Origin of the sequence: Pseudodesulfovibrio sp. S3 (assembly GCF_004025585.1) — a bacterium.
GTDB lineage: Bacteria > Desulfobacterota > Desulfovibrionia > Desulfovibrionales > Desulfovibrionaceae > Pseudodesulfovibrio.
In genome coordinates this window covers 179,853-200,296 of record NZ_QTZO01000006.1, presented here as the reverse complement: position 1 = coordinate 200,296, position 20,444 = coordinate 179,853, and the positions used below count along the sequence as shown (strand labels likewise).

Annotated in this window: 17 protein-coding genes and 2 tRNA genes; 16 read left to right on the top strand and 3 right to left on the bottom strand. The window is 57.0% G+C overall.

The genetic code is table 11. The features are described from left to right. The first annotated feature begins 45 nt into the window (after positions 1–45). From DWB63_RS09300 to DWB63_RS09280, 5 genes are all read left to right on the top strand, one after another. Positions 46–309, top strand: a complete 264-nt coding sequence (locus DWB63_RS09300) for an RNA-binding protein (RefSeq protein WP_128328552.1) — start codon at positions 46–48, stop codon at positions 307–309. A 94-nt stretch (positions 310–403) separates the two neighbouring features. Further along, the gene (gene infA, locus DWB63_RS09295) at positions 404–622 is read left to right on the top strand and encodes a translation initiation factor IF-1 (RefSeq protein WP_128328551.1); all 219 of its coding nucleotides are present in this window, start codon (positions 404–406) and stop codon (positions 620–622) included. Between the two features lie 190 nt (positions 623–812). After that, positions 813–2,480: a DEAD/DEAH box helicase gene (locus tag DWB63_RS09290; RefSeq protein ID WP_128328550.1), complete on the top strand. Its 1,668-nt coding sequence runs from the start codon at positions 813–815 to the stop codon at positions 2,478–2,480. Positions 2,481–2,645: 165 nt separating this feature from the next. Then, on the top strand, positions 2,646–5,594 hold the full coding sequence (locus DWB63_RS09285) for a PAS domain S-box protein (RefSeq protein ID WP_128328549.1): 2,949 nt from the start codon (positions 2,646–2,648) through the stop codon (positions 5,592–5,594). Positions 5,595–5,935: 341 nt separating this feature from the next. After that, complete coding sequence (locus tag DWB63_RS09280) at positions 5,936–6,301, top strand: CGGC domain-containing protein (protein ID WP_128328548.1); 366 nt, start codon at positions 5,936–5,938, stop codon at positions 6,299–6,301. 111 nt (positions 6,302–6,412) lie between these two features. On the opposite strand, the gene DWB63_RS09275 is transcribed toward DWB63_RS09280, so the two are convergent. Together DWB63_RS09275 and DWB63_RS09270 are read right to left on the bottom strand one after the other, a co-directional pair. Then, positions 6,413–6,489, bottom strand: a tRNA-Arg gene (locus DWB63_RS09275). 80 nt (positions 6,490–6,569) lie between these two features. After that, positions 6,570–7,028, bottom strand: a complete 459-nt coding sequence (locus DWB63_RS09270) for a superoxide dismutase, Ni (protein WP_128328547.1) — start codon at positions 7,026–7,028, stop codon at positions 6,570–6,572. A 259-nt stretch (positions 7,029–7,287) separates the two neighbouring features. Here DWB63_RS09270 and DWB63_RS09265 point away from each other — a divergent pair, with 259 nt between their 5' ends. The 11 genes from DWB63_RS09265 (at position 7,288) to DWB63_RS09215 (ending at position 19,200) form a co-directional block, all read left to right on the top strand. Then, positions 7,288–8,700, top strand: a complete 1,413-nt coding sequence (locus tag DWB63_RS09265) for a Do family serine endopeptidase (protein WP_128328546.1) — start codon at positions 7,288–7,290, stop codon at positions 8,698–8,700. A gap of 50 nt (positions 8,701–8,750) precedes the next feature. Then, positions 8,751–9,617, top strand: coding sequence for a 4-(cytidine 5'-diphospho)-2-C-methyl-D-erythritol kinase (ispE, locus tag DWB63_RS09260; protein ID WP_128328545.1), 867 nt, complete (start codon positions 8,751–8,753; stop codon positions 9,615–9,617). Positions 9,618–9,857: 240 nt separating this feature from the next. After that, a tRNA-Gln gene (locus DWB63_RS09255) sits at positions 9,858–9,932 on the top strand. Positions 9,933–9,962: 30 nt separating this feature from the next. Beyond that, positions 9,963–10,898: a ribose-phosphate pyrophosphokinase gene (locus DWB63_RS09250; RefSeq protein ID WP_128328544.1), complete on the top strand. Its 936-nt coding sequence runs from the start codon at positions 9,963–9,965 to the stop codon at positions 10,896–10,898. Positions 10,899–11,018: 120 nt separating this feature from the next. Beyond that, positions 11,019–11,663: a 50S ribosomal protein L25 gene (locus tag DWB63_RS09245; protein WP_128328543.1), complete on the top strand. Its 645-nt coding sequence runs from the start codon at positions 11,019–11,021 to the stop codon at positions 11,661–11,663. 132 nt (positions 11,664–11,795) lie between these two features. Next, complete coding sequence (gene pth, locus DWB63_RS09240) at positions 11,796–12,413, top strand: aminoacyl-tRNA hydrolase (protein ID WP_128328542.1); 618 nt, start codon at positions 11,796–11,798, stop codon at positions 12,411–12,413. Positions 12,414–12,494: 81 nt separating this feature from the next. Continuing rightward, positions 12,495–13,010 (top strand): CarD family transcriptional regulator, encoded by a 516-nt coding sequence (locus DWB63_RS09235; protein ID WP_128328541.1) that lies wholly within the window; start codon positions 12,495–12,497, stop codon positions 13,008–13,010. Positions 13,011–13,467: 457 nt separating this feature from the next. Continuing rightward, positions 13,468–14,715 (top strand): transcription termination factor Rho, encoded by a 1,248-nt coding sequence (gene rho, locus DWB63_RS09230; RefSeq protein ID WP_128328592.1) that lies wholly within the window; start codon positions 13,468–13,470, stop codon positions 14,713–14,715. Positions 14,716–14,843: 128 nt separating this feature from the next. After that, positions 14,844–16,280, top strand: coding sequence for a M48 family metallopeptidase (locus DWB63_RS09225; protein WP_128328540.1), 1,437 nt, complete (start codon positions 14,844–14,846; stop codon positions 16,278–16,280). A 67-nt stretch (positions 16,281–16,347) separates the two neighbouring features. Next, the gene (locus DWB63_RS09220; protein ID WP_128328539.1) at positions 16,348–17,331 is read left to right on the top strand and encodes a bifunctional riboflavin kinase/FAD synthetase; all 984 of its coding nucleotides are present in this window, start codon (positions 16,348–16,350) and stop codon (positions 17,329–17,331) included. Between the two features lie 3 nt (positions 17,332–17,334). Beyond that, complete coding sequence (locus DWB63_RS09215; protein WP_128328538.1) at positions 17,335–19,200, top strand: chloride channel protein; 1,866 nt, start codon at positions 17,335–17,337, stop codon at positions 19,198–19,200. On the opposite strand, the gene DWB63_RS09210 is transcribed toward DWB63_RS09215, so the two are convergent. After that, positions 19,197–20,390: a response regulator gene (locus DWB63_RS09210; protein ID WP_128328537.1), complete on the bottom strand. Its 1,194-nt coding sequence runs from the start codon at positions 20,388–20,390 to the stop codon at positions 19,197–19,199. The genes DWB63_RS09215 and DWB63_RS09210 overlap by 4 nt on opposite strands. Positions 20,391–20,444: the final 54 nt, after the last annotated feature.

Genomic DNA, 20,444 nt, shown 5'->3' with positions numbered 1-20,444 from the left:
ATTCGCCTTTTTTATTCATTACTTTTTTTTGGAGTTTAGTACGTAATGGCTAAGAACATTTATGTGGGCAACCTGCCCTGGAGTGCCACGGAAGAGGATATACGCGCTGCGTTTGAAGCATTTGGAGAAGTCATCTCCGTCAAATTGATCAACGATCGCGAAACGGGCCGCCCGCGCGGCTTCGGATTTGTTGAAATGGAAGACCAGGGCGCACTCGAAGCCATCGAGAGCCTGGACGGTTCCGACTTCGGTGGCCGCAATCTCAAGGTCAACGAAGCCCGCCCTCGCCCCGAGCGTCCGCGCTGGTAAACATCGCTCTCCACGTCAACTAAAGATATCCCTAGCCCGCCCTGCCCCGAGGGCGGGCTTTTCCCGTCGCCTTACAACAAAAGGATAACAGTATATGGCCAAAGAAGAAGGAATCGTCGTTCAGGGCACCGTTGAGGAAGCGCTGCCCAACGCCATGTTCCGCGTAGAACTCGAGAACGGACACAACGTACTCGCTCACATTTCCGGTAAAATGCGCAAATTTCGCATCCGTGTCATGCCCGGCGACACCGTTACCGTGGAACTCTCTCCTTACGACCTCACCCGCGGACGCATCACCTTCCGCCCGAGATAAGAGCCGCAGGCGGCTGAGGGAAGAGGAGAAGGAATCTTTTGAAGAAGGCTCCCTCTCCCCTTTCCTCAGACCTCCACCCTCCATTCTCCAACACCGTATTTTTGCGCAGACGCATCTGTGCGTTTGCGTGACTCTGTGCTATTGTTCATGAGCATAGGGTCAACTCACTTTTTTCCAAAGGAATTCATTTATGACCAGTTTCAAGGAACTGGGGCTGTCGGAAGAAATGCTGGCCGCCCTGGAATCCAAAGGATTCACCGCCCCAACCCCCATCCAGACGCTGACCATCCCCATGTTGCTCAGCGGTACGGTGGACATCGTAGGGCAGGCACAGACCGGCACAGGCAAAACCGCAGCCTTTGGCCTGCCCGTCCTCGAGGCGGCCAGGGAAAGGGCCCGGTGCGTCCAGTCCCTCATCCTGACCCCCACCCGCGAACTCGCCATCCAGGTGGCCGAGGAAATCGATTCACTCAAAGGCAAAAAACGCATCCGCGTGCTGCCCATCTACGGCGGCCAGGCCATCCACATGCAGCTCAAGGCGCTCAAACAGGGTGTGGACGTGGTCGTGGGGACGCCGGGACGCATCATGGACCACCTCAAGCGCGGCACGCTGCGCATCGACAAACTCGACTTCTTCATCCTGGATGAGGCGGACGAGATGTGCAACATGGGTTTCGTGGACGACGTCCGGGAAATCCTGGCCTCGGCCAATGAAGACCGCCGGACGCTCCTGTTTTCAGCCACCATGCCCCACGAAGTCATGCGTATCGCCAAGGAGTTCATGGGAGATTACGAAGTGGTGTCCGTGAAATCGGAAAAATCCGACACACCGCTGACAAAGCATATTTTCCACGAAATGGCGGATTCGGATCGATTCGAAGCCCTGTGCAGGGTCATCGACTCCCAGGCCGACTTTTACGGACTGGTCTTCACCCGCACCCGCGCCGATGCGGATTTGGTGGCCTCCCGGCTCAACCAGCGCGGCTATCCATCCGAACCAATCCACGGGGATCTCAACCAGACCCAGCGCGAAAAGATCCTGAACAGTTTCCGCAAACGCAAGGCAACCATCCTCGTTGCCACGGACGTGGCCGCACGCGGCATCGACGTGCCGGACCTGACCCACGTGGTCAATTTCGCCCTGCCCCAAGACCCGCAGACTTTCGTCCATCGCACCGGTCGCACCGGCCGTGCAGGCAAGCAGGGCGTGGCCATCACCCTGATCACGCCCAACGAATTCCGGCGCCTGATGTACATCTCCAAGAGCTCGGGAATCGATATCAAGAAAGAAGCCCTGCCGCGCATTCAGGACGTCATCTACTCAAAAAAGAGCAAAGTGGTGTCGGAACTCGATGCGATCATGGAAAGCGAAGACCACACAGCCTACCTCTCCATGGCCCAGGAACTGCTGGACAACAACCCGCCCGTACAGGTGGTTGCAGCCCTGCTCAAGAACACCTTCGGCGATGAACTGATCGAGTCCAGCTACCGCAACATCGACACCGTCGGCCCAGCCGGCTCGTCCGGCCATGGACGGGCAGACCTTGTCTGTGCTCTGGGGCGCGCCGACGGCTTGACGCCCAAGAAATTCGTCGACTTCGTTTCGGCCGCCGCGCGCGTCAAACCCTGGTCCATCCAGCATGTGCGCATACAGGGCAACCGAACCACGTTCACCACGCCAGGCCATGAGGCCGAAAAAATCATGAACGCGGTCAACAGCCAGGAAGACCAGCTGCTCATCACGCGGGGAGAAGGCAACAGCAAGCCGCCAAACCGCAATTTCCACAAGAAGGGGGGCCAGCGTCCTCCGGGAAAACGCCCATACAAACAGCACTACAAGCCGAAACGCGACCAATAGCATCGCATCCACCTGACCTGACCAAGACAATACCTGTCGCGGTCAGGTTTTTCGTGTGGCTGCCCGCAACGTCCGCTTCCCGGAAGGGACTCAAAGGCGTTCATAATCATTGCCTATTCCGTGACGGATTTGATAGGTTTTAGTCTACACGGAGCAGGAAATTCCATGAAGAAGAACACAGAGAAAACCAAGGCCGAGTTGATTGAAGAACTCGAAGCACTCCGCTCGAAGCTTGCTGAGGCGTTAGACGGTAAGTATGCCCGGATCGCCGACAAGCTCCCCCAATTCGTCTTTGAAATCGACATCCGGGGAAAGCTGCTCTACGCCAATGACTTTGCTCTGAATAATTACGGCTACACCAAGGAAGACATATACAGGGGGTTGGCCCTTTCCGATGTAATCCACCAGGATGACTTAGAGCGCGTTCAGTCCAACATGGCCAAGACGCTCGCTGGCGACCCCCTGCAACAACAGACTTACACGGCTCAAAGAAGGGACGGATCCACCTTCCCCGTCAAGGTCTACGCTGAACGCATCATCGAAAACGGTCAAGTTACCGGTATCCGGGGCATCCTTCTCGACATATCCGGAATCAAGGCGGCAGAAGACGCGCTGCGCACCAGCGAAAACCATTACCGCACGCTGTTCGAAAACACCGGGACCGCCATGGTCCTCATCGACGACAACAGGATCATTCAAAGCTGCAACTCGCAGTTTGCACACTTGTCAGGCTATACTCCGGCCGAAATTCAGGGAAAGATGAAATGGACGGATTTCGTGGACCCGGAAGAGCTTCATCGGATGATGGCGTATCACGCCAACCGCACCCGAAACGGTCAAGCAGCCCCGAACAACTATGAATTCACCTTCCTTGCCCGAAGCAATGAACACAAGCGGGTCCACGTCTTTGTCCGCATTATCCCCGGCACCAAAGACCGCGTTTGTTCCCTCATCGATGTCACGGAAAGGGACGAAACCCTGCGTGCCTTGCTTGAAAGCGAAGAACGGTACAAGTTGGTTTCCCGAGGGGCCAATGACGGCCTCTGGGACTGGAATCTGATCACCAACGCCGTGTACTATTCGCCGCGGTACAGGGAAATTCTCGGGTACACCGAGGCGGAATTCCCCAATCACGCCGACTCCTGGCTGAACAGCGTTCATCCTGAGGACATGGACCGGGTCGTGAAGGCCAATATGCAATGTGTCGAGGGCAAGGTGGATCAGTTCCAGGTGGAGTTCCGCCAGATCCACAAGGACGGCACGGTTCGCTGGATTCTCGGGCGCGGTGGCAGTTCCAAGGATGAAACCGGCAAAGTCTTGCGGATGTCCGGTACACATACGGACATCACCCAACGAATGGAGACGGAACAGGCCCTGCGCGAAAGCGAGGAACGCTTCCGAACCATGGTGGAACAGGCCACCAGCGGCATCTACCAATGCAGCTTGGACGGGAAAATCCTCACGGCCAACACGGCCCTGGCCGACATCCTGGGATATGACTCCCCCAAGGACCTGATCGACAGTATCGAATGCAGCACAAACGACATCTGGGCGAACCCGGAGGACCGTCTCATATTCCAGAAACGAATCCACTTGGAAAGGGAGCTTCGCAACTACGAGATTCTCTACAAGCGCAAGGACGGCGCAAAGGTGTGGGTATGCGGCAATATCCGCTTGGCCCACAACGAAAAAACCGGCATCGACTACTACGAAGCATTCCTCCATGACATCACCGCCCGCAAGCTCAATGAGCGAACGACCCATGCATTGTACAACATATCCAAGGCCATAAGCACCACCCGGGACCTCAAGGATCTCTACCAGACCATCCACTCCATCATTGGTGAAGTCATCCAGGCCAAGAACTTTTTCATCGCCATGCTGGATGAAGAAGACGACATGTTGCGTTTCGTCTATTTTCAGGACGAGAAGGATGACTATTACGACATCCCGAATATCAGCGACCCAAAACAACGCAGCCTTTCCATTCACGTTTTCCGCACCGGAGCTCCCCTGTTCTTCTCCATGGCCGATCCAGACGGCGAAGAGCTGATGGCAAAAATCGGCGTGATCGGCACACCGCCGGCAGTCTGGCTCGGGGTTCCACTCAAACTGGGGGAAACGGTAGTCGGTGCCATGGCCGTACAGGATTACGACGATCCGCACCAGTATTCCGGCGAAGCCATCTCTTTCATGACCGCAGTGTCCGAGCAAGTGGCCATGGCCATCGAACGCAAGAAAATCGAGGAAGCCCTGACCCGGCTCAATGAGGAATTGGAATCCAAGGTCGACAAGCGTACAGCCGAACTCAGCAGGCAGAAACTGGAACTGGAGGATGCGAACAAACGCCTCCTGCGACTGGATGAAATAAAATCAGCCATGGTCTCGTCAGTCTCCCATGAACTGCGTACGCCTCTGACCTCCATTCGAGGGTTCGCCAAGCTGTGCATCAGGGACTTTGTCCGCCATTTCCAGCCGCTGGCAAAGGAAGACGTACTGCACGGGAAGGGACAACGCATCAAAAGCAATCTGGAGATCATCGAAGCCGAGGGAGAACGGTTGACCCGGCTCATCAACGACTTCCTCGACATCAACCGCATCGAATCCGGCAAGGCCACCTGGAACGACCACTTCCTCAACCCTTGCGAGGTGATAATCAAGGCCACGACCGCCGCCTTCGGCGGATTTTCCTCCAACACCGACGTTAAATTGATAACCGACCTGCCGGAAAACACGAGCCTGATCCATGCCGACCCGGACAAGATCCAGCAAGTGCTGATCAACCTGCTGAACAACGCATACAAGTTCACCAAGGAAGGGGCGGTAACGGTCTCGTTGAAGGACAAGGGCGACACCCTGACCGTGTCCGTCGAAGACACAGGCTCGGGCGTCCCTCCTGAGGAAGTGAACTATATTTTTGAAAAATTTCACAAATCCAGACGGGGTGACACCATTCGCGCCGAGGAAAAAGGAACGGGACTCGGACTGGCCATATGCAAGGAAATAGTCGAGCACTACGGCGGTTTCATCTGGGTGGAGTCGACCCTGGGCCAGGGCAGTACGTTTTCCTTCTCCCTCCCGACCGTGCCGGGAACCGACCCCATGTGCTCCTGATCCGCAGACCTCCCCAAAGCAAAGCGCAGACAAAAGCCCCCGGGCTGACTCTTCCCAACGAATGGAAACCGACACATCCCGCCGCAGGCGTGCGCCCTTGACACCAAACAGTGGGCATCGCCCTTTCAGATCAGACAAACACCCCGCCGTAATTCAATCGGGGTTCAGGGCATTCATCCGAAAAACATCTGGCTTCCCCTTTACAGTTTCTGCCGAAATCCGAACAACCGGAACCGTTTCTTTCACGCACTGCGCGCAATTCATTCCTTGCAAAGTATGAATATTGACGCATTTGTTCAAATGGACCAAAGATACAGAGAAACTACAATCTGGAGGTTCAAGTGGAAAAAATTCTGATCATCGGATGCCGAAACACCATGGACGACGTATGCATAGGCTGTTCCCGCTGTTTGGTGGCCTTCAACCGACGCGAGGGGTACTTTGAACGATACAAGGACGTAGAGGCACAAATCATGGGCATCCTGAATTGCGGTGGCTGTCCGGGGGCGAGCATCGTTCCCAGATTGGCCCAAGTCAAACTATGGAACCTGCCCCTGGAAGAACAGCCCACCAAGATCCACATCGGCCCGTGCCTGGCCGACAACTGCCATTACTATAAAGAGTTGGTGCCGAAGATACAGGCCAAGGCGGGCATTGAAGTCATCGAAGGGACTCACCCCTACATGCCGGCAAAGATATGGGGTTGATCGGCCGGGCGTTGCACGCAACCGGGCGCCAGGGAGCTTCCGCCGGCATCGCCCCCAAACAGCACCTGCATGAAAAAGGGCTTGGCAGTTTTGCCAAGCCCTTGATTTCCATGGTGCCCCCGACGCGATTCGAACACGTGGCACCAGGATTAGGAATCCTGTGCTCTATCCACCTGAGCTACGGGGGCACTTCCCGGCACAAGCAGGGGGATTTTTCCTAGCCGACCGTTTGGTAAAAGGCAAGCCTTTCGTTCCTCGCAAAAAGCATTTAGTGCTTATGTTCCGGGTAATACTCCAGCAAGGCCTTCACGCTCTCCTCCAATTCGGCAGCCGTTTTCATGTCGGCACCCTGCTTTGCCTTCATGGCGTTCAGGATGACGGCGTGATGCTTTTTCAGGCGCTCGACATAATCCTCCTGCGCGGGCTTGATCCGCTGGGTAAGGAAATAATCGGCTGTGGTTGCAATGAGCTTTTGCGCATGATTTTCCTTGTTCATCACCCAGCGGACAAATTGCTGCCTGGACTGCACATCCGTCTTGTCAGCCAATTCATTGATCATAGTGATGGATTTTTTAATCGTCTCCACATCCTCCAGCATCGCCGCTACGCGGGCATTGTCATCATATATACCACAGGGGATCTGACAATGGGCGGCGGCCAACCGGGGCATCGCCGACATTACCACGAATACGGCCAGCAAAAACCAGGACATTTTCAGACTGCGCATTTCAAGTCTCCTTTGCTTTGATGAACGGGCACACTCACCCGCAGTAGTGATTACTATATACACTTTGACTCGAATTGAAAGTTCCTTGCGGAAGACACGGCGGTGAAACCGAGAGGGGCATACGTCAATTCCGTATCCTGAATTCTTTATCATGTGCAAAAACAGTCACACTATTTACAAGCCGAAAAAAAGGGCTATATTGAAAGACGCGGCCACAAACCACGATCCTGTTTTCCGCATCCTGCATGGAGGCTTTATTATGATTCGCAAGGCTAGAATATTCACTCTGATCCTCGCTCTGGCGCTGACTGCGCCGCTTGTTGCACAGGCCAACGGCCTGCCGGTGTTCACGGAACTGGCCGCCAAGGCCGGTAAAGCGGTGGTCTTCATTTCCACGGAAAAAACCACTCAGGGAAACCCTGGACCGCAATTCCGTCAGCAGATTCCAGAGGGACATCCTTTCAGGGAATTTTTCGAACAATTCGACCAGTTCTTCGGCCAGCAGCAGGGGCAACCTCGCAAGCAGCTCGGCCAGGGCTCCGGTTTCGTCATCTCGTCCGACGGGCTGATCGTCACCAACAACCACGTCATCAACGGCGCGGACAAGGTGAGCGTCCGGTTCCAGGACGACAAGAGGGAATATGTTGCCGAAGTGGTGGGCGCCGACCGTGAAACCGATTTGGCCGTCATCAAGATCAAGGCCGACCACTCCCTGGCGACACTGACTCTCGGCGATTCCGACGCCATTCAGGTTGGTGAATGGGTCCTGGCCATAGGCAATCCCTTTGGCCTGGACAACACGGTCACCGCAGGCATCATCTCGGCCAAGCACCGAATCATCGGCGCCGGACCGTTCGACAACTTTCTCCAGACCGATGCCTCCATCAACCCCGGCAACTCGGGCGGCCCGCTGCTGAACATGCGCGGGGAAGTCATCGGAATCAACACGGCCATCAACGCGGCTGCAGAAAACATCGGCTTTGCCATTCCCAGCACCCAGGCCTCCAAGATCATCAGCCAGCTCAAAGCAGGGAAATCCGTGCAGCGCGGCTGGCTCGGCGTAACCATCCAGCAGGTCACCGAGACCCAGGCCAAGGCCCTCGGTCTGGCAGAACCCGCCGGTGCCCTGGTGGCTTCGGTGGGCAAGGATGCCCCTGCCGACAAGGGCGGGGTCAAGCAGGGTGATGTCATCCTCGAAGTCAACGGCCAGAAGGTCGAAGACAACAACGACCTGCTGAAGAAAATCGCCGGACTGGCTCCGGGCGACAAGGTCCGCCTCGGCTTGTGGAGCAATGGTAAAGTGGTCACCAAAACCGTGACTCTGGGCCAGCGCACCGAGAAGGCCATGGCCGTCATGGCTCCCAACTCCGAGGACAAGGGCCAGGCCGCAACCGTGCTGGGCATGGCACTCAAGCCAATCAATGACCGAGAGGCCAAGGCACTCGGACTGGACAAGACCCAAGGATTGCTCGTGGTCAACGTGGACCCGAACACCGCTGCCGGCGAAGAAGGCATTCGCCAGGGCGACGTGGTCCTCCAGGCGAACCAGAAGGACGTAAACTCCGTATCCGACCTTGAAAGCGTTATCAAACGCGACAAGGAACGCGGTGCCGTCATGCTCCTCATAAAGAGACAGGGACAGAGCAGTTTCGTCGCCCTGCCGCTGGATTAGCATTCACCGGGGGCTCCTGACGGAGCCCCCTTTTTTTGGTATGGAACCCCATGGAATCAGCCACGCTCACAGCCCCGGCCAAGATCAATCTGCACCTGGAAATCCTCGGGATCAGGTCCGACGGATATCACGAACTGCGGACCCTGTTCCACTTGATCCCCATGCCGTGCGACATAATCAAGATAGAGCCGGGGGTTGATGAACACTTCTTCATCCGCTGCCCGGAAAGGCCTGAGCTGGAAACAACCTCCAATCTCCTGTACAAGGCATGGAAACGGTTTGGCGAGGTCTCAGGATTCAAACCCGGCATATTCGTCACCCTGACGAAACGCATCCCCATGGGCGGCGGGCTCGGAGGCGGCAGTTCCGACGCCGCAACCCTGCTCAAATGGCTCAACTCCGAGGCCGGGGACAAGGCGCTCTCTCACAATGACATGATCGCCCTGGCCGCATCCCTGGGCGCAGATGTCCCCTTCTTCCTCATGGACGGCCCGGCCTGGGCCGAAGGCATTGGGGAAAAACTCGTCCCGGCCGCCATCGACTTGTCCGGCATGACCCTGATCCTGGCCTGCCCGGACATCCATGTGGACACAGCCTGGGCCTTCAAGGCATGGGACGAAAAAAATGGCTCCCCCAAGGCCCATGAATCCTTGACATCCCCGAAGTTGGGTACTAAGAATCCATCTCCCGTTTCGCCCCCGGACATGACGAACGACTTCGAGCCGGTCGTCTTCGAGAAGCACGCAATACTTCGGGAAATCAAGGAAATACTCCTTGAACACGGGGCAGAAATCGCCGCCATGAGCGGCTCCGGAGCCTCCCTGTTCGGCCTGTTCCGAGACAGGGGTTCGTCTGCGTCCGCAGCTCGGGCCCTGGAGAATAAAGGGATTGAAATTTATACGGTGGACTGCAAATAGCCCTCCACCAGGTAACGGTCAGCACGAGACCACCCGGCACGACATTCGCTCCGCCGAAGATGGCAGTCTGCAAGGCAGACAGCCGAAAAGGCGCCCCGGATAAGGGGAGTAGACGAAATGTGCCGGGAAGTGGTCGAGTGCAGGGCGCAAGCGGAAATCAGGACCGCCTCGTATATCAATACGCAAGGTCTGATTTCCGCGCAGCAACCCCGCAATCGACCGCGTATCAGCAAATTTCGTTGGGGCGTCGTCAAGTGGTAAGACATCAGGTTTTGGTCCTGACATTCGGGGGTTCGAATCCTCCCGCCCCAGCCACTTTTTTATAACGAAATAGATGAGGTAGTCATGCACGGTGAACTGAAGATCATCAGTGGGTCTGCAAGTCCGAAACTGGCCGATGCCATTTGTGAGCACCTGGGCACCAAGGCCTCCCCGGTCCTGCGTGAACGCTTTTCCGATGGTGAGATTCGCATCGAAATCGGTGAAAACGTTCGCGGCGACGACGTATTCGTGGTTCAGCCCACCTGCTCCCCGGTGAATTTCCACCTCATGGAACTGTGCCTGATGCTGGACGCCCTCAAGCGCGCCAGTGCCTCACGAGTAACAGCCGTGGTTCCCTATTTCGGCTATGCCCGCCAGGATCGCAAGGTTGTTCCCCGTGCGCCCATCTCCGCCAAGCTGGTGGCAGACCTGCTCTCCACCGCAGGCATGCAGCGCCTCGTGACCATCGACCTGCATGCAGGCCAGATCCAGGGTTTCTTCAACTGTCCTGTGGACAACCTGTTCGCAGCGCCCGCCCTGCTCGAACATCTGCGCGACCGCGACGACGACTTTGTCATCATTTCGCCGGATGCAGGCGGTGTGGAACGTGCCCGCGCCTATGCCAAACGGCTGGGAGCCACCCTGGCCATCGTCGACAAGCGCCGCGACGCCCCGAACCAGGCCAAGGCCATGCATATTATCGGTGACGTCAAGGACAAGGTAGCCGTGGTCATCGACGACATGATCGACACTGCGGGCACCATGTGCGCCGCCGCCAACGTGATCATGGAAAACGGCGCCAAGGAAGTGCTGGCATGCGCCACGCACCCGGTCCTTTCCGGTCCGGCCATCCAGCGGCTGGAAGAATCCGCTTTTTCCGAGGTGGTCGTCACCGACACCATCCCGCTGGGCGACAAGACTGCCTGCTCCAAGATCAAGCAACGCTCTGTGGCCTCGCTGCTGGCCAAAGCCATCAACAACGTACACACGGAATCGTCCGTGTCCGTACTGTTTGTATAATCCTGTCGAAAGGTTGTCGTAAGGCGTGATTGCCAAGCAATACGCCCCTGCAACCAAAACTATTTAAAGCGCGAGCGTCCGTCCATAGTGGACGGCCAGGGCGTAAAAGGAGAAACTATTATGGCAGAACTGCTGAAACTCAATGTTCAGGAACGCACCCAGCTGGGCAAGGGCCCCAACCGCCGTCTTCGTATGACCGGCATGGTTCCCGGCATCTACTACGATGCCAAGGGCACCAACATCCCTGTCCAGGTGAAGATGATTCCCCTGCAGAAAATTTACGCCGCCGTCGGCAACTCCCAGGTCTTTGAACTGGTCCTGGACAAATCCGGCAAGACCGAGACCATGCCTGCGCTGCTGTGGCGCGTTCGCAACGAGCCGGTCAAGGGCTTCCCGGAGCACGTGGACTTCTTCGGCGTTGACCTGACCAAGGAACTCAAAGTCGCGGTTCACTTCGAAATCGTCGGAGATTCCAAGGGCGTCAAGCTGGGCGGCCAGCTCGAGCAGTACCGCGACACCATCGAGGTCGTGTGTAAGCCCATGGACATCCCGGAATCCATCATCATCGACATCACCGAACTGGACATCATGGACTCCATCCACATTGAGGACGTGAAGTTCCCAGAAGGTGTGACCCCGGTCTTCGATGACAACTACGCCGTCCTGGCCATAGCCGCCATGCGCGAAGAGGAAGACGAGGAAGGTGACGGCGAGGAAGGCGAGACCGCCGAAGTGGAAGTTATCGGCGAGGCCGAATCCGAGTAATCTCGAAACACACAATGACATGACTTCCCGGAGCGCGGCGTCGCGCTCCGGGATTTTTTTGCCTCCAGTCAAAGAGGCTGATAGACTGCTCTCGGAAACCTGTGGCAACAACGCTCAACTGCGGATGATACAATGGACTGCAAAGGCGTCATAGTGGGACTCGGCAACCCCGGCAGCAAGTACGAAAACACGCGTCACAATATCGGATTCATGCTTGTGGACCACCTGGTGAGCCTGGCCGCAGAGCGTAAATCCATGCGGTTGGAAAAATTCGACGAATCGGGCGACTATGAATTGTGGCGGTGCAAGTTCGCCGGAGCATACAGGTTGCTGGTCAAACCGATGACCTACATGAACCTGAGCGGCAAGGCGGTTTCCAAGATTTGCGGCCGACACGGTGTGCAACCGGACGAAATCGTCGTGGTCCATGATGAACTGGACCTTCCGATCGGCCGCATGAAATTCAAGATGGGCGGCGGCAACAACGGCCACAACGGGCTTGAGTCGATCCAGGAAAGACTCGGCACCCCGAATTTTCACCGCCTGCGACTTGGCGTGGGTCGCCCCCAGGATCAATACAAGGTGATCAGCGACTGGGTCCTGGAACCGTTCGATGATAAAGGTGTCGCGGTTCTGCCCGAAATAATCCAACACGCAACCAAGGGGCTGGACATCTTTTTCCGCCGTGGAGCGGGATTTGCCCAGCAGCACGTCAACTCCTTTTGCCTCCCTGAAGATGAGGCGGAGTAATCGTGGACTCTTCATCCTCTTTTCGGTATGATGTCCTTCTGTCGCTTGTAAAAAGCAAGATTTTCAATAACTGAGGTCCAAGTGTTCAAGGTCAATGAGTTGGTTGTGTATCCCTCCCAGGGAGTAGGACGCGTCGAACGCGTTGAGTCCCAGGAAATCGGCGGAGTCAGGGCCGATTTTTACATAGTCCGCATCTTGAGCAACAATGTAACTTTGATGGTTCCGGTCGCAAACGCCGTAAACGTGGGGCTTCGCCAGGTATGCAGCAAACGCATCGGCCAGGACATTTTCGAATCCCTCAATGACCGGACCGGCTTCACCGGCTATACCGGCCAGAACTGGAACCGCCGCTACCGCGAATATTCCGAGAAACTGAAAAGCGGCGATCTTTCCGATGTGGCCTACGTACTCAAAGAACTGTTCCTGATCGGCAAGGACAAGGAGCTTTCCTTTGGAGAACGCCGCCTGCTCGAGCAGGCCATGGGGCTCGTGTCCATGGAACTGGCGTACTCTCTGGACCGCGAACAGGACTCCATCAAGGCGGGCATCAACGAGATATTCGCGGATGTCATCGCTGCGCAAGAGAAAAAAGACTAGCAGGGCTTGTCAAGACCTCCGGTTTAAGGTAACTCCCCTTTTGTCGCCGCATCGCGGCTTGATTATACTCATCCCACTCCCATTTTGTTTTTATTATAGATGCCCCGAGGCTGTGAGCACAACTTCAATGAAAGGTATGCTTTTCCTTACCTCGCATGCGAACCGATCTTCCGCCCCGGTTCGTCAGCACCTTCCACGAAACCGCCCGTTCCGCCGGGCGTAGACCAAGATCACAGCCTGTCCCACACAACACAATTCCCATCATACACCCCGAAAACCTCAACAACAATTTCCCATTATGCCCAACAAAAAAACCGGCAATGATAGTAAAGGCAAAGGCGCCCCGCCCAAAAAAACCTCTCGCCCCCGAAAAAGTCCGAAACCCGTCAAAAACGTCGTGGAAGACGACTACGATCTTGAAAATGACACCGGGGATACCAATGGGAACGGCGGCAGCCTGAACCTGACCGAGCTCAAACAAAAATCCATGCAGGATCTCACGGATCTTGCGATGTCCTTCGAGGTGGAGAACCCCAGCACCATGCGGAAGCAGGAGCTTATTTTCGCACTCCTGCAGCAATGCGCCTCACAGAACGGACAGATATTCGGCGAAGGGGTCCTGGAAATCCTGCCTGACGGCTTCGGCTTCCTGCGCTCGCCCATGTACAGCTACATGGCCGGCCCCGACGACATTTACGTGTCGCCCTCACAGATTCGCCGCTTTGGCCTCCGCAAAGGCGACGTGGTGTCAGGCCAGATACGCCCCCCCAAAGAAGGTGAACGCTACTTCGCCCTGCTCCGTGTGTCTGAAATCGGCTTCGAAGACCCGCAGCACTCCAAGAACCTGGTCCTGTTCGACAACCTGACCCCCCTCTACCCCGAGGAGCAGCTCAGACTGGAAAACGGCGACAAGAATTATTCCGCCCGCATCATCGACCTGCTGGCACCCATCGGCAAAGGGCAGCGCGGCGTCATCGTGGCCCCGCCCCGAACCGGTAAGACCATAATGCTCCAAACCATCGCCAACTCCATCAACGCCAACCACCCCGAGGTGGACCTCATCGTGCTGCTCATTGACGAGCGGCCCGAGGAAGTGACCGACATGCAGCGCACGGTCAAGGCCGAAGTGGTCAGCTCCACCTTTGACGAACCGCCGCAGCGCCACGTCCAGGTGGCCGACATGGTCATCGAAAAAGCCAAGCGTCTCGTGGAACGCAAACGGGACGTGGTCATTCTTCTGGATTCCATCACGCGCCTCGGCCGGGCTTACAATGCCGTGACCCCTTCCTCCGGTCGCGTCCTGTCCGGCGGTATCGACGCCAATGCCCTGCAGCGGCCGAAACGCTTCTTCGGTGCAGCCCGCAATATCGAGGAAGGCGGCAGTCTGACCATCATTTCCACCGCCCTCATCGACACCGGATCGCGCATGGACGAAGTCATCTTCGAAGAGTTCAAGGGCACCGGCAACATGGAAATCTATCTGGATCGCCACCTCTCGGACAAACGCATCTATCCGGCCATCGACATCAACAGGTCCGGCACCCGCAAGGAAGAACTGCTCCTGGAAGAGGACGTGCTCAACCGCGTCTGGATTCTTCGCAAGCTGCTCTCCCCTATGAACTCCATCGACTCCATGGAATTCCTGCGCGGCAAGATGAAAGGGACCAAGAACAATCGCGAGTTCATGGACTCCATGAGCAAGTAGACAGGTTGCCAAAACGACAGCAGGGCGCGGTCTTTCGGGGCAGCGCCCTTTTTTGCGCGTTCCCTTGAACGGGGTTGCCAAGCCCCTCCAAATGATTACAATGGGAACCAACAAAACGGAAACATTCGATGAAACACCTGCTCACCATACTTCCCGCTTTCCTGGCGGCCATGCTCCTGGTCATCTGCCCTGCCCTCACGGCCCAGGCCGACCTGCTGGGAGACAAACTGACCCTGCGCGACGAAAACAAGATGGGACGGGAATTCGACCAGACCATCCGCAGCCAGATGTCCATGGTAGGCGACACCTATATCACCGATTATGTGGCCGAAGTGGTGGCCCGTGTCGTGACCGGGAAACGGCCCATGCCGTTCAAGGTTACCAGTGCGGTCATTGCCAACCCGCTGCTCAACGCGTTCGCCATCCCCGGCGGTTTCATCTACATTTTCACTGGACTGATTCAGGAAGTGGAGACGGAATCCCAACTGGCCGGAGTCATCGCCCACGAACTTGCACACGTCTCCCAGCGCCATGTGGTCAACCGCATCGAGAAGCAGAAGAAAGTGACCATGCTCTCCACTGCCGGCATGCTGGCCGGTCTGCTCCTTGGCGTGGCCACCGGGGGGAGTGACGGCGCCAAGGCAGGACAGGCCATCATGATGGGTTCCATGGGCGCAGGCACGGCCGCCATGCTGCACTATTCCCAGGAAGACGAGCGTGAAGCCGACCATGTGGGGCTCAACTCCATGGTCCAGGCGGGATACAACCCTACCGGGATGCCTCGTACTTTTGAAATCATGATGAAAAACAAGTGGTTCGACAACAGCTCCCAAATGCCGAGCTACCTGTCCACCCACCCCGGAACCGCAGATCGAATCACCTATCTCAACGACCGCATAGCGCGAATGCCAGCGGAATTCCTCAACCGGAAGGACGACAACACCAAGCTGTACCGCGTCCAGGTTCTGGTCCGTTCCAAGATGTCCCCTGCCGCCACGGCCCTTGCCTATTGGGACGACAAGGCACAAAGCGAATATACCCCCATGGATTATGCGGGGCGCGGCATCACCCTTGCCAGGCTGAAAAAGATGGACGAAGCGGAGCAGGCCTTTGAAAAGGCTCTCAGCCTTGACGGCGAAGATCCGCTCGTCGTCCGCGAAGCAGGTATTTTCTACTTCAAGAACGGCCAATCCGACCAGGCGGCCCGCCTGTTGCAAAAGGCGGTCATCATGGACAAGCGCGACTCCATGGCGCTTTTCTACCTGGCACGGCTGCAAGCCGAGGCCGGACAAACCGATCAGGCCATCCGCAACATGCGCAAGGTGAACGACCTCGTCCCCGAGGACTGGGAAGTGCACCACCACCTCGGCATGATTCTGGGCGCGTCCGGGGACGAGTTCAGCGGCAACCTGCACCTGGCCTACGCCGGGGTCTATTCCATGGACATGCGCAAGGCCAATCAGCACCTCCAGAAAGCACAGGCGCTGGCCACGACCGAAACCCAAAAGGAACAGCTCAAGGAGCTGGAAGAACTCATCAAAGAGCGCACCAAACTGAAGGGATAACCGCCCCTTGTACACCCGGCCTTTTTGACGTAGTTTGCTTTTTTTTCAAACAGGGACACCAATCAACATGATCGTCGCACGGACCATAGAGGAAATCGAAGACGTAATTACCGGGTCATGCGTGACCATCGGCAACTTCGACGGTGTTCACAAGGGCCACCAGAAGCTGATCGAGAGCACCTGCGAATGCGCCAAGGCCCGCGGCCTGACCAGCGTGGTCGTCACCTTTGACCCCCACCCCCTGCAAGTCCTGCGCAGCGACCGGAACCCGCCCTTCATCACCCTGACCGAACAGAAGATAGAACTCATATCCCAATACGGCCCCCAGGTCTGCCTGCTTCTGGAATTCACCATGGACATGGCCAGGCTCACACCCGAGGAATTCGTGCAGCGATATCTCCTCGACGGCCTGAACATGCGCGAGATGATCATCGGGTACGACTACCACCTGGGAAAGGGCCGGGCCGGCAACTTCTCCACCCTGACAGAACTGGGCCGCAAGCACGGCTTCACCGTGGACCGGCTCGATCCGGTATCCATCGACAACGCCATTGTCAGCTCCACCCGCATCCGCGATCTGGTACAGGCGGGCAAAGTTTGGGCGGCTCGTCCCCTGCTCGGACGATTCTACCAGATCAAGGGGGAAGTCGTGTACGGCATGAATCGAGGGGGTAAACTGCTCGGTTTTCCCACCGCCAACATCAAACTGGTGGACGAACTTTTCCCCAAAAACGGCGTCTACGCTATTTGGGTGGAGTTGGCCGGGAAAGTGCATCAAGGCGTGGCCAACATCGGCAAGAACCCGACATTCGGCAATGACGCCCTTTCCGTGGAAGCGCATCTCCTCGACTTCAACGAGGATATCTACGGATCGGACATACGAGTCCATTTTGTCCAGCGCATCCGCGACGAAAAAAAATTCAACGGGATAGATGAACTCAAAGCCCGCATTGCCAAGGATGTGGAACTGGGCCGTCAGATCCTGTCCCAGCCCGAGGCGGCCATAAAAATGACCCGACCCGATTTCGCCAGACGCCCGGTCAACGGATAACCCATGTCTTTACGCATCTTCGTCCAACTGATCAATTACTGGAAGGATTTCGTCAAATCCTATCGGACGGTGACCTCGTTCAGATGGCTGGTCATCGGCGTCCTGGTCGGCATCCTTTCCGGTCTGGTGGCCGTTGCCTTTTTCTGGTTGGTCGAATTCGGCAAGTTCTTCATCCAGCACCACCTGGCAGGCATCGTGTCCCCGGACCCGGCAGGCGAAGGCATCTTCGAAGGTCCGGTCGGGGCATACCGTCCCTGGGTCATCCCCATCTGCACCACGGGCACAGCCTTACTCACCGGCTGGCTCGTAAAAACGTTCATTCCAGAGACCATGAACGGCGGGACCGACGGAACCGACGCGACCATCAACGCCTTCCATAACCATGGCGGCATCATCAAGGCGCGGGTAGCCATCATCAAGGGCTTGTGCTCCGTGCTGACCATTGCCTCGGGCGGCTCTGCCGGACGCGAAGGCCCGATCACGCAAATGGGCGCAGGCGCAGGCGTCTGGCTGGCAAAACTGTTCGATCTGTCAGCCAAGGAACGGCGCATGCTCCTGCTCGCCGGTGCAGCCGGTGGCCTGGGAGCCATCTTCCGAGCTCCTCTGGGCGGTGCACTGACCGCCGTGGAGGTGATTTACCGCGAAGACTTCGAAGCAGAGGCGATCCTGCCATCGGTCATGAGTTCGGTGGTCTCCTACTCCATATTCACGTTTTTCTACGGCACCGAACCGATCTTCGGCATCCCCCGTTTCACCTTCCACGACCCGCGCGAACTGATCTTCTACGCACTGCTCGCCTTTGTCTGCGCCGCCGTTGGCTGGATGTACATCAAGACTTTCTATTACATAAAATACAGCATTTTCTTCCCGCTCCGGGAGAAGATCGGCATCATCTGGTCAATGGGCGCAGGCGGTCTGGCCATGGGCCTGCTCGGCATCGCCTATCCCTACACCGCCACCGACGGCCTGATCACAGGCGGTATCCTTTCCGGCGGATACGGATGGCTGGAGCTGGCCATCCTCGGCCAGATCCCGGCACTGGGCATGTGCTACATAATCATAGGCAAGACCGTAGCCACCTCCATCACCATCGGTTCGGGCATGTCCGGCGGCATGTTCGCACCAGCCCTGTTCGTGGGCGGCATGTCCGGCGGCCTGGTGGGCAAACTCGGCCACAAGTTCTTCCCGGATATCGTCACCCAGCCCGGCGCCTACATTCTGGTGGGCATGGCCGCCTTCTTTGCCGGAGTTGCCAACGCCCCCATCGGCCCTCTGATCATGGTGACCGAACTGACCCAGGGCTACGGACTGCTGGCACCGCTCATGCTCGCCTCGGCCCTTTGCATCGTGCTCGGACGCAACTATTCGCTCTACGAGCACCAGGCAGAAAACAAATTCGATTCCCCGGCCCATGCCGAGGATGCCACCATCAATATCCTGGAACAGATGCATGTCTCGGACTTCTATAATCCGGGCGATGTCATCGTGCTTGAGGAAGGGACCACGCTCAAGGCCTTGACCGACATCATCGCCAATTCAAACCAACTCTACTTCCCGGTCCGACGGTCATCGGACGGTTGGTATGTCGGCATGGTCTCCATCCACAATGTGCGAAACTGGATGTTCGAGGAGGATCTGCACGACCTGGTGGTGGTGAAAGATCTCATGTCACGGCCCGTCTACGTGCGCCCCGACTACGATCTCTACCAGGCGCTGCTCCGGTTCGTGAACACGGATTACGGGCAGATTCCGGTGGTGGCCCAGACCAACACCTCGGACATCATCGGATTGATCAACCGCGATGACGTCTTCCAGGCTTATGCCGAGGCCATTGCCGAAGTGAAGGGAGCCGCCGAGATAGTCGACTAGGCCAGGGGCAGATCAAAGATGATCGAAGTACCGCCCCCGCCGTTCTCGCCTGCCTGCCCGACCAACGACGGCGACTTGATCAGCATCATCCCGCCGTGTTCATCGCAAATGATGCGCTTGACCTTGGTCAACCCCATGCCCACGCCCTGCGCCTTGGTCGTGAAGAACGGATCGGTCACATAGGGAAGGACCTCCCTGGAAATACCCGGTCCTGCATCGCTTATGTGCATCCCGTACCAATGACTGCTGGTCCGGGGATGCTCCGTCAACAATGCATCCCTGAAATGCCCGATACCGCCCTGAATAGTCAGTTCCGTGGCGTCACCCTGGCTGAACTCCATGGCATTGACGGCTATTTCGACAATGGCCAGGACCACGATGCGGACATCCACGCCGATCATGGCATTTTCGAGTTCCAACGAGCATTGCAGATCATGCCCCAAGGCCTCGGAAAATTCACGGACCTTGATCAAGGCCTGGGTCATGAGATTGTTGACAGAGATGGCCTGAATGCCATGCGCCGACAAGGACACGTAGTCGCTGACAACCTTGACCAGACTTTCCAGACGCAGGCCGCCTTCACGGACCGCCATTGCGTACTCAATCAACGGGCTGTCCTCCGGGGCCTTCTTCACCAAAAGCCCGGCCATGCCGCCAATGGACATGACCGGATTACGAATCTGATGCGCCAGGGCATTGGCAAAATGGTTGAGGCTCTCGACCCGCTCCTTCTGAATCTGAACCACCTCGGCTGTCCGTTCCCTGACCCGCACTTCCAGGGCCTCATTCTGGCTTTCAAGCAGTTCCTTCGAACGCTTGAGTTGCAAATGAGCTCGCACCCGAGCCTGGACCACTGGCGGACTAATGGGCTTGGTGATGTAATCCGAGGCACCGAGCTTGAAGCCCCAAGCCTCGTCATCAGGATCGGTCAGGGCAGTGATGAAAATGACCGGGATGCCCCAGGTTGCGGGATCAGCCTTCAATCGGCGGCAGACCTCATAGCCGTCCATGTCGGGCATCATGACGTCGAGCAGGATAATGTCCGGCTGCGTTTCCCCCCTTGCACGCTCAAGGGCCGTTGCCCCGTTCTTGGCAACCTGCAGGGAATACGATTCCTGCAGCACATCCACAAGCAAAGTGATGTTTTCGGACTGATCGTCCACGATGAGGATGGTTTCTGACTTCGCCATATCCGTGACTCTAACACGAACAATGCCTTACTGAAAGAATTTCCATTGAATGAA

What these genes read in the sequence shown, in the direction of transcription:
- DWB63_RS09225 (WP_128328540.1), top strand. Translation starts at nt 14,844, where the DNA reads ATGAAACACCTGCTCACCATACTTCCCGCTTTCCTGGCGGCCATGCTC.
- DWB63_RS09300 (WP_128328552.1), top strand. Translation starts at nt 46, where the DNA reads ATGGCTAAGAACATTTATGTGGGCAACCTGCCCTGGAGTGCCACGGAA.
- pth (WP_128328542.1), top strand. Translation starts at nt 11,796, where the DNA reads ATGGACTGCAAAGGCGTCATAGTGGGACTCGGCAACCCCGGCAGCAAG.
- DWB63_RS09285 (WP_128328549.1), top strand. Translation starts at nt 2,646, where the DNA reads ATGAAGAAGAACACAGAGAAAACCAAGGCCGAGTTGATTGAAGAACTC.
- ispE (WP_128328545.1), top strand. Translation starts at nt 8,751, where the DNA reads ATGGAATCAGCCACGCTCACAGCCCCGGCCAAGATCAATCTGCACCTG.
- DWB63_RS09215 (WP_128328538.1), top strand. Translation starts at nt 17,335, where the DNA reads ATGTCTTTACGCATCTTCGTCCAACTGATCAATTACTGGAAGGATTTC.
- DWB63_RS09290 (WP_128328550.1), top strand. Translation starts at nt 813, where the DNA reads ATGACCAGTTTCAAGGAACTGGGGCTGTCGGAAGAAATGCTGGCCGCC.
- DWB63_RS09220 (WP_128328539.1), top strand. Translation starts at nt 16,348, where the DNA reads ATGATCGTCGCACGGACCATAGAGGAAATCGAAGACGTAATTACCGGG.
- DWB63_RS09210 (WP_128328537.1), bottom strand. Translation starts at nt 20,390, where the DNA reads ATGGCGAAGTCAGAAACCATCCTCATCGTGGACGATCAGTCCGAAAAC.
- DWB63_RS09265 (WP_128328546.1), top strand. Translation starts at nt 7,288, where the DNA reads ATGATTCGCAAGGCTAGAATATTCACTCTGATCCTCGCTCTGGCGCTG.
- infA (WP_128328551.1), top strand. Translation starts at nt 404, where the DNA reads ATGGCCAAAGAAGAAGGAATCGTCGTTCAGGGCACCGTTGAGGAAGCG.
- DWB63_RS09245 (WP_128328543.1), top strand. Translation starts at nt 11,019, where the DNA reads ATGGCAGAACTGCTGAAACTCAATGTTCAGGAACGCACCCAGCTGGGC.
- DWB63_RS09250 (WP_128328544.1), top strand. Translation starts at nt 9,963, where the DNA reads ATGCACGGTGAACTGAAGATCATCAGTGGGTCTGCAAGTCCGAAACTG.
- DWB63_RS09270 (WP_128328547.1), bottom strand. Translation starts at nt 7,028, where the DNA reads ATGCGCAGTCTGAAAATGTCCTGGTTTTTGCTGGCCGTATTCGTGGTA.